Source organism: Lacrimispora amygdalina (assembly GCF_900205965.1).
GTDB lineage: Bacteria > Bacillota > Clostridia > Lachnospirales > Lachnospiraceae > Lacrimispora > Lacrimispora amygdalina_A.
In genome coordinates, this window is the sequence record NZ_OAOF01000013.1 from 81907 (window position 1) to 96097 (window position 14191).

Consider the following 14191-nt stretch of genomic DNA (forward strand, 5'->3'; position numbering starts at 1 on the left):
GCTATTAAGACTGGCTTTCTAAGCAGCAGATAACCTCCTTTAAAGTGGGCAGTATCTTAACGGTTCTCTGCTTTTCGGCATTACCCGGCTGTATGACATCTGGTATCATCACTACAGGACAGCCAGCCTGAAAGCCAGCCAGCACACCATTGGGAGAATCCTCTAAAACCAGACATTCTTCTGGCTGTCTCCCCAGCCGTTTTACTGCTTTTATGTATATCTCCGGATCTGGTTTGCTTTTTTCTGCCATATCCCCGTAGATGCAGACATCAAAATAATCAGCAATCCCTTCCATAGAAAGATATCTGTGAGCCGGTTCCTCATGGGTAGAGGTTGCAACTGCAATCTGATATCTTCTCTCCTTCAAATACTTCAAAAGCTCTGTAAGCCCCGTCTTATGAGGCAACCCATGAATTCCAATGTATTCCTCCATGTATTGGATTCTGGATTTTCGTATTTTCATAAAATCAAATTCAGGACCAAATTTCTGATAAAACAATTGTTGAACAAGCATTTGATTTGCGCCGCGCATCGGGTTTAGATCTTCCGGCTTTATGATATAGCCAAACTGCTTTCCTGCATGCTCCCATGCAATATCATACAGTTTTTCCGTATCAAACATCAATCCGTCCATATCAAAAATAACTGCTTTAATCATTCTTTTCTCCGTTTAGGTCTGAATATTGATCCCTGATCCCGTCTAATTCTTTACTTCCTATTTTTTTATGAAATTCAGGATCTTTTGGTATATCTGGATTTATACCAAGATCCTGTGGAGCAAGACAGGCAACCACTTGCAGCGGAATAATATATTCCCATGGAGAAAAAAGAGGATCTTCTGTAAACTGGCAGATCAAATCCTTCGAAGATGTTTTAAGCAGACCTTCAGGCGATGCAATCATATAGTGATGAGGGGTCCATTCGCTTAAAATATCCGTCAGTTTCTCCACCCGTGGTTTGTAATCACCTTTGGATACAAGATAGAAGATATGAGAGGATTCCGTAATTGAATTATAAATACCATGGAAAAATTCTTCTATATCATAGCCGGTTACTCCCTGACGAACTGTTTCCAGGATCTTTAATGCACCTTCCAGAACATCTGCATACATACCGTCGTACCCTACCACAATAATTCTTTTTGCCGGTAGAAATTCCTCCTTAATCCGGTCATACCATCTGGTGGCCTCTGCAGTAACCATCTCCATATTTGCAATTACACGGTACATCCGTTCAAAATATCCTTGAGCGTCCTCTTCCGTCAGTATTCCCTTAGCAATTGCCCACTCTGTCAGCATCATCATAAGAGTTACTGTAGTTCCGGCATATCCCTTTGTTTTTGCGCCGCATTTTTCATTTCCAACAAAAAGCCTTGTTTTAGTTTCTGCATGTTCAAAGATAAGCGCCGAAGGATTTTCTGACAATGCAGCTGTATATAGTCCCCTGTTTGCAGCTGAATCCAGACCTGCAACTGTGGAAAGGCTTTGCCCTCCCTGAGATATACCAATCACCAGAGTATTTTTGTTAAAAATCTTTTCATTCCGTTCAAATTGTGTAGGATAACTGTTAAATACCTTAATATTCAGAATTTCCTCAAGGTAAGCTTTGGCTGAAAGCCCGGCGTGGTAGCTGGTTCCTGAACCGATCACATATATCTGATCAATTTTCTTATCCTGATAAAATGTTACAAATTCTTTGGTTATCTCTTTTCTTCGTTTTATTATATCCATAAGTACTACGGGAGTCTCACAGATATAATCATACATTTTAGACTTAAAATTCATTATAATATTCCTAAAAACGCACAGATTATGCCGGCTGCGATGATACCAAACATGACTGTCACGGTTTTATATCCTTTCTTTAATAATCCGTAAATTCCAAATGTCAGTACAAGGGGCAAAACCTTTGGGAGGATCTGATCAAACACTCCCTGTAACTCAACCTTCGTCTCACCAATGTTAAGAACAAGGGGTGTGGAAAATGCCACCATAGAGGCGATCATGGCTCCAACCACGCAAAGACCGATGATTTTGGCACAGTTTGTAAGAATTTCAATCATACCTGATGACTGAGCCGTTTCTATAAAACTAATTCCGCTTTTATACCCCAGTTTTAATCCATAATATCTCACCAGATAATGAGGAATATTGAAAATGAGCAAAAACAGAACGGCTCCGAGTAGGCTTCCCTTCGCGGCCAGGCCGCAGCCCACTCCTGCTGCTATAATACGGAATGTTCCCCAGAAAAATGAATCACCGATTCCAGCGATGGGACCCATCAAAGCGGCTTTCAAAGCTGTGATTGACTCAATATCAAACCCCTCTTCTGATTTTTTATTCTGCTCCTCTAAGGCTACGCAGGCACCGGTGATAAAACTGACCATCTGTGGTGTCGTATTGAAGAAGGACAGATGCCGCTTTAACGCTTCTCTTGCCTTTTCTTTCTCTGGATATAAGCGCTTCAGTACTGGTATCATGGAATAACAAAATCCCACATTCTGCATGCGTTCGTAGTTAAAACAGCCCTGTAAAGGAAAAGAGCGCCAGAAGGTCTTTCTCATATCAGATTTAGTAATAAGGCTATTTTCGGTATACCCTTTATCCATACGGCTCATTATAGTTCACCTCCTAAATCATCAGACATTGATTGTGTCATAGCATAAGCCATCTGCTCTTTTTTTCTCTGTGTCGCAGCCTGGTAGACTGTATAAGCAATAACCGCACCCACAATCGCCACTCCGACTGTACTCATTCCCAGTAATGCGGTTAATATAAAACCAACAAAAAGATAGGCTGCATTAGTTTTATCAAATATGAGCTGCATGAGAATTGCAATTCCTAAAGCAGGAAGCATACCGCTTGCAATTTTTAAACCACTCAATATGAAAGCCGGAAGTGCATCCACAAACGCTGCAATAGTACTGGAACCAAGAAGCACTCCCAGGAAAACCACGAGAAATGAACTGATCCAAAACAACCATGCCCCTGACCAGAACGCTTTTGCAACTCCCCGGTAATCCCCTTCCTCTGCCGCACTATCGGCCCAGTGAAGAAACGTGTTATTAATGGTCCTGTCTAATATTCCTACCGATTGCGCTAAGGTGGCAATAGGCAGTGATAAGGCGACAGCTGCATCCATGTCAAGTCCCGACATGATGGCAAAGGCAGTCGCCAGGATTCCGCCTGATACTACATCCGGTGGTGTCGCCGCACCAATTCCCACGATACCCATCATTACCAGTTCAACAGCTGCACCCATTACTATTCCCGTTTGTACATCACCAAGCAGCAGCCCTACAATCGGTCCTGTTACAATTGGCCGGTCAAACATATGCTGTCCAAATACCCGGCCATCCCAAATCGCAAATCCTGCAAGAATCCCCAGCAGCAACGCTTTAAATACCATATAATTCTCCTCCTTCTTATTTATGAAACTCTTTTAAAATCTCATCGTACTGCAGTTTCTTTTCTGTAGGCACCGCCTGCAGATAAATCCCCTTTCCCAAAGCATGTATCTTCTCAATCGCCTCCACATCCTCCTTATCCAGGTACACCTGTCTCTCCACCATCTTCTTGTCCGGTGCTTTTCTGATTCCGCCCAGACAAACATCCGAAACGGCATCACACCGTTCTATTAAATAAAGAGCATCCTGTACACTTGCGGTTACTACGAAGATTGTCCGTCCGCTATGTTTGGGATTATTGATTACTGCCACCGCTCCCTCCAGGGATTTAATGGATAATGTAACCTGGGGCGGCTTTGCCATCTGGAAAGCCATTTGCATGAGTTTATCTGTGACTGCCTTATCATTGGCAACCAATATGGTATCTGCTCCCAAAAATGAAGCCCAGCTTACCGCAACCTGACCGTGAATCAAACGGTCATCCACCCGTAATAATTTAATCATTCTTCCCTCCAGTGCCGCAAAACAGGCGGCGTAAAGTCCATTTACAGTTCCTCAAGATCATCCGTCTCACACCTGCTTTCATCCAGGAGATCATTGACAAGAGCAATGGTGTTTCTGGAATTTTCGATTGCGCTTTTTAATAACTGTCTGTCCGATGACTTCTCTCCACTCATGGGAAGCATGGCAATTTCCAGCAGCAGCCCCAGATTCAGACCTGTGACCAGATAAATGTTTTCTCCTGGACTGAGCAGCTCCATAGCCGCTCTGGTCGTACTTCCTCCTGCAATATCACTGATGATAATCGTAATTGCCTCCTCAGAATCATACCTCATCTTAGCCTCAATCATGCCGGTTATCTCAGGAATTGTTTCTTTTGCACTGATCGAGACAAAATCAATGTAATCCGTCTCTCCCATAACCAGCTTCACGGATGTAAGTATGCCCTTGGCAAAGTCCCCATGTGTTACAAGTATAATCCGCTTCATATTCCTCCTTTCTATCTCTTTCCCCCGTAATGTATATACTTTTAAACTAAGTATATTCATTTCCTTTTGTTTCCCATATATTATCACAAAAAAAACAATATTGCAACTAATTTTATCTGTAATATTATCTAAATTTTATGTCCATTTTGTATAGACAATCGTCTTGTTCCGGTATATAATAATATGAGGCAGATATGCCCTGAAGGAGTGTGTCTATGAATCAGAAACCAAAGTATATACAAATAAAGGACAGTATATTAAAAGATATAAAAAACCAGACGCTCCATGCCGGAGACCAGATACCCACGGAAACGGAGCTTTGTGATCGCTTTCATGTCAGCAGAATGACCGTCAATAAAGCGATTTCTGCGCTCACATCCGAAGGCTATATTCGGAGAGTTGCGGGTAAGGGGAGCTTTGTTACCAGCTCACTGGTACAAAAACAATTTCACCACCAGCCAATCAGCTTTACGGAGGACATGGAATCCATAGGATTAAAATCGGGTGCGAGACTGTTAGAATACAGAATCTATCGTGGCAGCGACATTCCGGCAGAGATCGCCCAGAAGCTTCAGGCCGGTCCGGATGATTTAATCCACTATTTCTCCAGAATACGGACAGGCAATGAGATGATTATCAGCATCAGCTATAATTACGTACCGTGCAATACCATACCTGCCATTGACATAGCCAGCCTGGAACATTCATTTTTTCAATATTTAAAAAAACTGGGATTTATAGATCTGCATACCGTCGACTTCTCTCTTTCAGCAACGCTTCCTACTCCGGAACAAAAAAAACTGCTGGAGATAGAAAATGAGGCACTTTTAAAAGTATCCCATATTACCTGCAGCAGTCAGAATGATATTCTGGAATATATTGATACATATTATATCGGCAGCATGTATACATACCGGCTGGATTAATCCGCTCTGCCCATTAAAACCACAATTGTCCTGGGAGGAATGAGAAAGCTCTTTCCTTCCAGAACCGGTTCCTTTCCTTCCTCATACTTCCCGTTTTCTTCCAGCTTATGTGTATGGAACACCACATGCCATTGTTGTTTTTTAGGAAGGTTTGGAAGGTCAAAGGTATGAGGCTCCCAGTGCATGTTATAAGCAACATAAAAATGATTGTCTGACGTCCCATCCTCCTTTTTTGCATAATCTCCCCAATAAAGAATGCCCAGCTGGCGCCTGAAATTCTCATATTCCGGATACCACGGCTTTACTCCGTGATAGGATACATCAGGAAATCCACAGGCCAGATAATCCCTGTTCTTTGCTTCTTCCCTTCTGTGAAATACCGGATGGGCCTTTCGGAATGCTATAACAGATTTTACAAACTCAAAAAGATCCCTGTTTGTTTTTAGAAGGTTCCAGTTTAACCAGGATGTTTCATTATCCTGGCAATATGCATTGTTATTGCCGGACTGGGAGTTTCCAAACTCATCCCCTGCCAGAATCAGAGGCGTTCCCTGGCTCAGCAGCAGCAAAAGGAATGCATTACGCAGCTGCCTTTTTCTAAGGGCCACCACTTTTTTCTTTCTTGTAGGTCCTTCCGTCCCGCAATTCCAGGAATAATTATAAGGATTTCCATCCTGATTGTATTCACCATTGGCTTCATTATGCTTGGTATCATAGGTTACCAGATCCATCATGGTGAATCCATTGGTATTTGCCATATAATGAATTACCCCCCGGTCAGAGGGGTTGTTTCTGGTCCGGAAAACCAGATTCTTTATCTGCTCCTCATCCCCTTTGAGCACTCGTCTCATATCCGTCTGAAAGCTGTCATTATATTCTGCAAGATACTTCGCCTGATTCAGAGGAATATTCCCCCAAAAATCAGCCCAGAGTTTTACCCCCACCAGATAAGGATCTCGTCCGATTACATCAAGAGGGGGATAACCCACCAGATGAATCCCGTCCAGATGAAACTCCTCCGTCCAGAAACGGACTGCATCCAGAACAAAGGAAGGAGACTCCTTCCCTGTAAAATACAGCTCTGTAATAAGCTCTATTCCTTCTTTATGAAGCGCTTTTACCAGACTTTTCAGTTCTCCGGCCGGATCTTTCTTATCGCCGGAAGCATAGGAAGCTTTAGGTGCAAAATAATATCCAGAGGTATATCCCCAATAGTTTAATTTACCAGTGGGTTTATCCACACCATAAGGACTGCCCTGCACAACCTCAGGAAGAATCACTTCACCAAACTCATAAACCGGCATCAATTCAACGGTTGTAATCCCCAGTTCTTTGAGATAAGGAATTTTTTCCTCAATTGCACGAAAGGTTCCTTTATTCCTGGTTCCTGAAGTAGAATGCATGGAAAATCCACGAATATGAAGCCGGTAAATCACAGAATCCTCATACGGAATCAAAGGGCGCCTGTCATCTCCCCAGTCGAACGGGTCAGATACAGCGGGGCTTTTAGAGATTTGGTCTGCTCCTTTTAAATCTCCCCAGATCTCCTTACCTGTAAAGGCTCTCCCATACGGATCAGAAAACCGTTTTCCGTCTATCTCATAGCAATAGTAAATCCCGGAAAAGTCATCACCCAGTATGGTAGCAGAAAAAACTTCCCCCCGCTTATTTTTCTCTGGAAAAAGGAACGTACAGAAAGGCTGCTTTTCATCTTCATAAAAAAAGAGCAGTCTTAACTCTTTTCCCTTTGCGGCAACGGAAAAATGAATCCCCCCCCCAGTCTTGGTCATTCCCATGGGATAATATCCGGTTTCTTTCTCTGCGATCCTGTATTGTTTCATCCCTCTTCTCCTTTGCAGCTGTCCTGTCACTGATTCTCAATCTGCTCCGCCAGATCGTTTAAATACATCCAGCGTTCCATCTTCTCCTCTAAAAGTTCCTCTTTTTGTGCCTTTTCTTCCATCAGCTGGTTGAGCCTTCCATAGTCACTGGCTGCTTCCTCAATCTTACCATCCAGTGTCTCAATTGACGATTCCAAAGCAGCTATATCATCTTCAATGGTCTCCCACTCCCTCTGTTCCTTGTAGGAAAACCGAAGTTTCCGCTCTCCTTTAGGCTTTTCCCGTCCCTTTTTTTCTCCTGCGTCCGGTTTTTTCTCGGTTCCTGCATCGTTCCCCGCAAGTCCATCCGGATACCTGGCTGCAAATGCTGCCTGATAATCCGTAAATCCGCCCTCATACTGTGTAACCCTGCCTTGTCCTTCAAAAGCGAAAATTCTCCGCACAACCCGGTCTAAAAAGTAACGGTCATGGGATACTGTTATGACAATACCGGGAAAACTGTCTAAATAATCTTCCAGAATGGTGAGTGTCTGGATATCCAGATCATTGGTAGGCTCGTCAAGCAGCAGAACATTGGGCGCTTCCATGAGGATCCGAAGCAGATACAGCCGTCGTTTCTCCCCGCCGGAAAGCTTTTCTACGGTTGTATACTGGACACTGGATGGAAATAGGAACCGTTCTAACATCTGGGAGGCGCTGACGCTGCCGTCTTTTGTTTTCACGTATTCTGCGGCACTTCGGATATAATCGATTACCTTTAAACTGCCGTCCATATCCTCATTTTCCTGAGAGAAATAACCCATTTTCACAGTCTGCCCTACCGTTACAGTTCCTTCATCGGGATTTAGCCAGCCTGCAATTATTTTCATTAGAGTGGACTTACCCGATCCATTGGGACCGATGATTCCGATACGGTCATTTCTCAGGAAAATATAATTAAAATCTTTCATCAGGACCTTATCACCAAAAGCCTTTGTAATTCCTTCCAGTTCTACGGTAGTGCGTCCAAGACGGCTCTCTATGGAATCCAGCTCCACGTTCTTATCAGATTCCGGCGCCTTTTGGTCCCGTAAAGCCTCATACCGCTCGATATGGGCCTTTTGTTTGGTGGAACGGGCTCTTGCACCTCTTTGCATCCATTGCAGCTCAATCCGTAGAATGGACTGGCGCTTCCGCTCCGTTGCCTGCTCCATATCCATTCGGTCTGCCTTCAGTTTCAAATAGCCGCCATAGTTTTCCTGATAACTGTAAAGCTTTCCCTTATCAAGCTCCACGATCCGGCTGGTCACGCTGTCCAGAAAATACCGGTCATGGGTTACCATTAAAAGAGCACCCTTAAAACGGCGCAGATAATCTTCCAGCCAGTCAGCCATGCTGCTGTCCAGATGGTTGGTCGGCTCATCAAGAACCAGTAAATCTGCAGTGGAAAGCAAAACGCTTACCAACGCAACCCTCTTCCTCTGACCGCCGGAAAGCGTGTCTACTCTGGTATCAAATTCAGTAAATCCCAGTCTGGTCAGCATGCTCTTTGCCTGACTTTCTAAATCCCATACATGTTCATGACCTTCGTTCTCCCGGATAATACTTTCCAGAATGGTCTCTCCCTCTTCAAATCTGGGATTCTGGGAAAGAAAGCGGATATCTAAGTTTCTGCCCTTTGCCACAGTTCCCCCATCCGGCTCTTCAAGCCCTGCCACAATGCGCAGCAGCGTGGACTTACCCGTACCGTTAATTCCAATCAGGCCGATCTTTTCCCCTTCATTTATGCTGAAGCTGGTGTCATCAAACAGCAGCCGTTCCGTATATGATTTTGTTAAATGCTCAATTGTCAATAAATTCATTCTTTGCTGTTCTCCTGTAATCTCTGTCTGATCCCTTACTATTCAATTACAAGCTCCACCGGACAGTGATCAGAACCTGTCACCTGGGTGTGAATGTCCGCGCTTACCAGCCTGTCCACCAGAGATTGCGATACGCAGAAGTAATCGATACGCCACCCTGCATTCTTCTCCCTCGCCCGGAAACGGTACGACCACCAGGAATAAATCTCTTTCTGATCCGGATAAAAATAGCGGTAGGTATCCACAAACCCGTTTTCTACAAGTGCGGTAAACTTCTCTCTCTCCTCATCGGTAAAGCCTGCATTTTTCCGGTTGGTTTTGGGATTTTTCAAATCAATTTCTTTATGTGCAACATTTAAGTCTCCGCAGAATATAACCGGTTTCTTCTCCTCCAGCTCTTTTAAATAAGCAAGAAATGCATCCTCCCAGGTCATTCGGTAAGGAAGACGCGCCAGTTCATTCTGGGAATTGGGTGTATAGCAGGTTACCACGTAATATTCCTGAAATTCGGCTGTTATGATCCGGCCTTCCTGGTCGTGTTCCTCTATCCCCATTCCATAAGTGACCGATGACGGCTCTTCTTTGGTAAACAGTGCAGTTCCTGAATACCCCTTCTTTATGGCATAATTCCAATATTGATAATAGCCAGGGAGAGAAAGGTCAATCTGGCCTTCCTGAAGCTTGCTTTCCTGAATACAGAATACATCTGCATCTACCTCATGGAAATAATCCAGAAAGCCTTTCTCCACACAGGCACGAAGTCCATTCACATTCCATGATATCATTTTTTTCATCGCGTTCTCCTCCGTCAAAAATATATTGTTAGTATACCATTTAAAACTGCATTAGAAAAGGGGCTGTCGCATCAGCTGATTGAAATCAGCAGGTGTTCAGCCCCTCCAAATGCATATATTTTCAGACTCCCGGTCCGTTAAATCCCACTTCAACGGCAAGTCCGCTTATGGCAGCCTCGGTACTGTCCATGTACCTGCTGCTTAGTAATTTTTATCTTTCAGTATGATATCATGGGCTCCGCCTTCCCTGATACTCATGGGGGAAACAAGGGTGATCCTTGCTTTTTTTTGAAATTCCTCGATGGAAGCGGCCCCGCAGCTTGACATTGTGGACTTTATTTTGCTGATAGTGACAGATAAATTATCCTTGAGTGCACCTGCATACGGAACATAACTGTCAACACCTTCTTCAAAATGAGTATCTTTTTTGGCTGACATGCTGTAACGCTGCCAGTTCTTTGCTCGATCTGACCCTTCTCCCCAATATTCCTTTACATATTCATTGCCTCTTTTCAGCTTCTTTCCCGGGCTTTCATCAAACCTTGCAAAATATCTTCCCATCATAACAAAATCCGCCCCCATGGCCAGGGCTATTGCTATGTGATTGTCGTATACAATCCCTCCGTCAGAACAAATAGGGATGTAGATACCAGTCTTCTCCTTATATCTATCCCTGGCAGAAGTAACTTCCAGTATAGAAGTCGCCTGACCTCTTCCGATCCCCTTCTGCTCACGTGTAATGCAAATAGACCCGCCGCCAATGCCGACCTTTACAAAATCTGCCCCTGCATCCGCCAGATAACGGAAGCCTTCGGCATCAACCACATTGCCGGCCCCAATATATGCCTTCGGAAAATTTGACTTTATATAGGTAATGGCGTCATATTGCCAAGTGGAATAACCATCGGAAGAGTCCAGGCACAATATGTCAGCACCTGCTTCCAGCAGTGCCGGAACTCGTTCCTCATAATCGTAAGTATTAATTCCTGCACCTACAAGAAGGCTCTTCTTCTCATCAAGAAGCTCTAAAGGGTTTTCCTTATGAGCTTCGTAATCCTTACGGAACACCATATGGACCAGCTGCTGTTTTTCATTGACGATAGGAAGACAATTTAATTTATTAGCCCAAATCAAGTCATTGGCTTCATTCAGGGACATCCCATCCCTCCCTGTAATAAGCGCTTCAAAAGGAGTCATAATATGACAGACTTTTTTATCCAGGGAATCCCTGCTTATTCTATAATCTCTGCTTGTAATAATTCCCGTAAGAATACCGTCCCAATTTCCGTTAGAAGTAACAGCTATGGTAGTATGCCCGGTATCCTCCTTCAGCCTCAGTATATCATTCAAAGTGTGTTCTGGTGAAAGATACGAATCACATACAACAAATCCGGATTTGAATTTTTTGACTTTCCGTATCATATCAGCCTGAGAATCAATTGTCTGAGCCCCATATATAAATGACAGCCCTCCGCACCGTGCCAATGAAATGGCAAGTTTGTTGTCCGACACAGCCTGCATAATCGCAGATACAAACGGAATGTTAAGCCTTACGTGTGCCTCCCCTTCTCTAAATCTTGTAATAGGAGTTGTAAGATCAATTTTATCAGGTATGCACAAGGGGGTGGATAAATTAGGGATCAGCAGATATTCATTAAAGGTTCTGGAAATTTCATTATATAATTTAACCATTTGAGACCTCTTTTCCTTCTGCTGCTAAGAAAATGCTTTTCAATTCGCCGAAATTATTAATAATATAGGTGGGGTTTTGGGCTTTCAGTTCTTCATAAGAATTGTTTCCATAAGTTACACCACAGGTATGACAGCCTGCGCTCCTTCCCATCTGAAGATCAAATACTGTATCCCCTACCACCAATGCCTCTTCCGGTTCACATTTTTCCTGTTCCAATATTAATTGTGCCATGTCCGGAGCCGGCTTTTTATTTTTTACGTCCTGTTCGCCGTAAATGCGAGAAATGAAAGGACTTACCTTTAAATGATCCAACAATAGATGAAGAGCCTCTTTGCCCTTACTTGAGGCAACTGTAATAACGATTCCCTTTTTTGACAGATACTCTATCGTGCTCTTTACATTTGGAAACAATGTAACACTTTCCATGCAGATATCCTGGTATTTTCTGCGGTATAAATGAATTGCATTATCTATCTCGCTGTCCGGGACTTTTAATACAGAGGAAAAGGTATCCTTAAGCGGAAGACCTATTTTTTCCTGTATGTCCTTCTCTTTGGCAATTCCATAGCCCAGCTCTTTTCCTGTGGCCTGAATTGTATTTACAATACTGCTCTTTGTATCTGCTATTGTTCCGTCAAAATCTAATATTAAAAGCTTCATGATCCATACCCTCGCATCCTTATAATTACAGTTAATTTTACTTCCATAAATCATAATCAATTACCTGAATATCTTCCAATTCATTATTAAGCAGATGTCCCAGATTTTTTTCTGAGATTTCCTTCTCCACACCAATCTCTCCCAGCTTATAAGAAATGTTTTCATCAAACTGGTCCACCAAATCCTGCTTTCTGAAATAACGCCGGTTATCCTCTATATACTCTTTTAAATAGCATTTTACCGAATCATTATAATATCCGTAAAGCATGTTATTGAAATGCTCATGCACAATCTGATTATCTGAAATCAGGCGGTCTAACTCAACCATTAGCTTAATACTTCCAAATGTTCGTCTCATATCTTCAAATTCTTGTTTGTGAAGATGATTCTGAGATACGACAACATAGGAAATACTTCTGGTGTTATTTAAAACATCAAAAAATATTTTACTGTGAGCATGATTAATTTCCAGCTGCGACGAGATAATCACACGTATATCTTTGCTGTATTCGTTGCAAAGCAGTTCAATAATATAGGGATTTGATACCAGAATATATTTAAATCCTGTGTCAATCATGGTCTGAATATCTTTGCAAATCTCTTGATACCCCTCTACGGTGAACTCTCTGTTTTCAAAATGAAACATGTCATAGGCATAACATAACTGATGCCTGCCGCTTATGCTCCTGGCTTCCTCCGGCGAGACCGCACACTTCCTCGCCTCATGAAATAAAAAACAATCCTTCTGAAAGTCCTGCTCAAATCTGGTCAAAAAAATTCTGCCCTCAGATTCAGAGTCCATAAAGCTCTCATCCAAGTATAATGGTAGTAACATTTCACCCATCCGTATCTGCCCCCCTACTTATATTCTATACGCTGTATCTCGCCGATATTTAAATCATTGATATACGATAGTTTTGTAATTCTGCTCTGCCACCTCCTGTTATTTTCGATATACTGTTCTCTCTTATCCTCCGGATAATTCAGACCCTGTTCAGCGGCATGGCGGCATATAGCACAATGCATGCAATTGTCCGTATGATTGGCAGAATACCAGATTTTATTGTCCACATGAGAAATTTCAGGTATAAGCTCCAGCTGGTCTCTTGGATAAAGAGCCTGCTCCAAAGGGCCATCAGAGACAGTGGCATGAATGTTTGATTTGGAGCCATAGGTGCCTAATATTTCCTCCAGATGGGATTTCCGGCTTTGCTCAAGATATATTTCAATGGATTTCATGATCCACTCTGTAGTGGCCAGGCGATCCAGCAATTTGAAATTTTCATAACCAATTTCCATGTATTTTGGAATATCAGCCGGAGCAATCCATTTTCCACTATATATCTCCTCTGGTCTTAAATTCCGGATATTAACACATTTATTTCTGTAATAGCTGAAGTATGGCGTTTTTGTTTCCTTGTGCTTGCTGTGGGACCCCTGCATGCGCGTATGGCCTTTTTGCCAGGGGCAGTTCGATATGTACAAGTCATTTGGAATAAGCTTCAACAATATATCAGTTTTCGAACGAATTCTGATCAGCTCTGCAAAATTCTTAATCAAATCATAATGCAGCGTTGCTTCATCAATGCCTAATTGGATCAGATATTCAAGTTCTTCCCATGAACGAGTTTTTAAATTAACCGAAGCCGATATTTTTAAATCCGGCAGTTTTTGTTTTGTATATTTGATTAGATATGGATTGCTCAATGTGACCTTTCGTATTCCCAGATCAACTAATTTATTGATGAATTTCAGATACCTTTCCTGGTATTTTTCTGTAAACTCCTCGTTCATCAGTCCGTTATTGTTGATGACATAATTAAAATCAATACCGGTAGCGTTTAGCTTGTCCAGGATTACTTTTAATTCATTTTCCTGTTTCACAATATTTTGAGTTTGGGCGCGTCCACCGCCAAAATCATCAATTCCTAAATTACCAAAATAGCTTTCAACATAATCCCCGTATTGAAAAAGCGACTGTTCAATGAAATTCATATCTCCATTGTATGGTAGTGCAAATTTTATCATGTGACCCCCCTGG

Annotated in this window: 14 protein-coding genes; 1 reads left to right on the plus strand and 13 read right to left on the minus strand. The window is 42.7% G+C overall.

Annotation, left to right across the window (positions count from 1 at the left end; translation table 11 throughout):
- Positions 1-4 precede the first annotated feature (4 nt).
- The 6 genes from CRO04_RS16965 to CRO04_RS16990 are packed head-to-tail and all read right to left on the minus strand — an operon-like array spanning position 5 to position 4395.
- A complete protein-coding gene (locus CRO04_RS16965; RefSeq protein WP_097005428.1) occupies positions 5-658 on the minus strand; it encodes an HAD family hydrolase in 654 nt (217 codons plus the stop codon).
- A complete protein-coding gene (locus tag CRO04_RS16970) occupies positions 651-1784 on the minus strand; it encodes an SIS domain-containing protein (protein ID WP_242974528.1) in 1134 nt (377 codons plus the stop codon). Before CRO04_RS16970 ends, CRO04_RS16965 begins: the two co-directional genes overlap by 8 nt.
- On the minus strand, positions 1784-2617 hold the full coding sequence (locus tag CRO04_RS16975) for a PTS system mannose/fructose/sorbose family transporter subunit IID (RefSeq protein WP_097005429.1): 834 nt from the start codon (positions 2615-2617) through the stop codon (positions 1784-1786). Before CRO04_RS16975 ends, CRO04_RS16970 begins: the two co-directional genes overlap by 1 nt.
- The gene (locus tag CRO04_RS16980) at positions 2617-3408 is read right to left on the minus strand and encodes a PTS mannose/fructose/sorbose/N-acetylgalactosamine transporter subunit IIC (protein WP_097005430.1); all 792 of its coding nucleotides are present in this window, start codon (positions 3406-3408) and stop codon (positions 2617-2619) included. The genes CRO04_RS16975 and CRO04_RS16980 overlap by 1 nt, the downstream gene beginning before the upstream one ends.
- Before the next feature lie 16 nt (positions 3409-3424).
- Entirely contained in the window at positions 3425-3910 is a 486-nt protein-coding gene (locus CRO04_RS16985) for a PTS system mannose/fructose/N-acetylgalactosamine-transporter subunit IIB (protein ID WP_097005431.1), read from the minus strand.
- Positions 3911-3951: 41 nt separating this feature from the next.
- Positions 3952-4395 carry a PTS sugar transporter subunit IIA gene (locus CRO04_RS16990; RefSeq protein WP_166432597.1) on the minus strand — a complete coding sequence of 148 codons (444 nt, stop codon included), beginning with the start codon at positions 4393-4395 and terminating at the stop codon, positions 3952-3954.
- 215 nt (positions 4396-4610) lie between these two features.
- Between CRO04_RS16990 and CRO04_RS16995 the strand changes: the two genes are divergently transcribed.
- Entirely contained in the window at positions 4611-5321 is a 711-nt protein-coding gene (locus CRO04_RS16995) for a GntR family transcriptional regulator (RefSeq protein ID WP_097005433.1), read from the plus strand.
- On the opposite strand, the gene CRO04_RS17000 is transcribed toward CRO04_RS16995, so the two are convergent.
- From CRO04_RS17000 to CRO04_RS17030, 7 genes are all read right to left on the minus strand, one after another.
- A complete protein-coding gene (locus tag CRO04_RS17000) occupies positions 5318-7162 on the minus strand; it encodes an alpha-amylase family glycosyl hydrolase (RefSeq protein WP_097005434.1) in 1845 nt (614 codons plus the stop codon). The genes CRO04_RS16995 and CRO04_RS17000 overlap by 4 nt on opposite strands.
- Positions 7163-7188: 26 nt before the next feature.
- Complete coding sequence (locus CRO04_RS17005; protein ID WP_097005435.1) at positions 7189-9003, minus strand: ABC-F family ATP-binding cassette domain-containing protein; 1815 nt, start codon at positions 9001-9003, stop codon at positions 7189-7191.
- A 38-nt stretch (positions 9004-9041) separates the two neighbouring features.
- Positions 9042-9797, minus strand: coding sequence for an exodeoxyribonuclease III (locus tag CRO04_RS17010; RefSeq protein ID WP_097005436.1), 756 nt, complete (start codon positions 9795-9797; stop codon positions 9042-9044).
- A gap of 201 nt (positions 9798-9998) precedes the next feature.
- Positions 9999-11489: an IMP dehydrogenase gene (locus CRO04_RS17015; protein ID WP_097005437.1), complete on the minus strand. Its 1491-nt coding sequence runs from the start codon at positions 11487-11489 to the stop codon at positions 9999-10001.
- A complete protein-coding gene (locus tag CRO04_RS17020; RefSeq protein WP_166432598.1) occupies positions 11482-12150 on the minus strand; it encodes an HAD family hydrolase in 669 nt (222 codons plus the stop codon). Before CRO04_RS17020 ends, CRO04_RS17015 begins: the two co-directional genes overlap by 8 nt.
- 37 nt (positions 12151-12187) lie before the next feature.
- Positions 12188-12952 carry a hypothetical protein gene (locus CRO04_RS17025; RefSeq protein WP_141401000.1) on the minus strand — a complete coding sequence of 255 codons (765 nt, stop codon included), beginning with the start codon at positions 12950-12952 and terminating at the stop codon, positions 12188-12190.
- Between the two features lie 56 nt (positions 12953-13008).
- A complete protein-coding gene (locus CRO04_RS17030) occupies positions 13009-14178 on the minus strand; it encodes a U32 family peptidase (RefSeq protein ID WP_097005440.1) in 1170 nt (389 codons plus the stop codon).
- Positions 14179-14191 lie beyond the last annotated feature (13 nt).

Coding starts and splice junctions, on each gene's coding strand:
- CRO04_RS16965 (WP_097005428.1), bottom strand. CDS start 658: ATGATTAAAGCAGTTATTTTTGATATGGACGGATTGATGTTTGATACG.
- CRO04_RS16970 (WP_242974528.1), bottom strand. CDS start 1,784: ATGAATTTTAAGTCTAAAATGTATGATTATATCTGTGAGACTCCCGTA.
- CRO04_RS16975 (WP_097005429.1), bottom strand. CDS start 2,617: ATGAGCCGTATGGATAAAGGGTATACCGAAAATAGCCTTATTACTAAA.
- CRO04_RS16980 (WP_097005430.1), bottom strand. CDS start 3,408: ATGGTATTTAAAGCGTTGCTGCTGGGGATTCTTGCAGGATTTGCGATT.
- CRO04_RS16985 (WP_097005431.1), bottom strand. CDS start 3,910: ATGATTAAATTATTACGGGTGGATGACCGTTTGATTCACGGTCAGGTT.
- CRO04_RS16990 (WP_166432597.1), bottom strand. CDS start 4,395: ATGAAGCGGATTATACTTGTAACACATGGGGACTTTGCCAAGGGCATA.
- CRO04_RS16995 (WP_097005433.1), top strand. CDS start 4,611: ATGAATCAGAAACCAAAGTATATACAAATAAAGGACAGTATATTAAAA.
- CRO04_RS17000 (WP_097005434.1), bottom strand. CDS start 7,162: ATGAAACAATACAGGATCGCAGAGAAAGAAACCGGATATTATCCCATG.
- CRO04_RS17005 (WP_097005435.1), bottom strand. CDS start 9,003: ATGAATTTATTGACAATTGAGCATTTAACAAAATCATATACGGAACGG.
- CRO04_RS17010 (WP_097005436.1), bottom strand. CDS start 9,797: ATGAAAAAAATGATATCATGGAATGTGAATGGACTTCGTGCCTGTGTG.
- CRO04_RS17015 (WP_097005437.1), bottom strand. CDS start 11,489: ATGGTTAAATTATATAATGAAATTTCCAGAACCTTTAATGAATATCTG.
- CRO04_RS17020 (WP_166432598.1), bottom strand. CDS start 12,150: ATGAAGCTTTTAATATTAGATTTTGACGGAACAATAGCAGATACAAAG.
- CRO04_RS17025 (WP_141401000.1), bottom strand. CDS start 12,952: ATGGACTCTGAATCTGAGGGCAGAATTTTTTTGACCAGATTTGAGCAG.
- CRO04_RS17030 (WP_097005440.1), bottom strand. CDS start 14,178: ATGATAAAATTTGCACTACCATACAATGGAGATATGAATTTCATTGAA.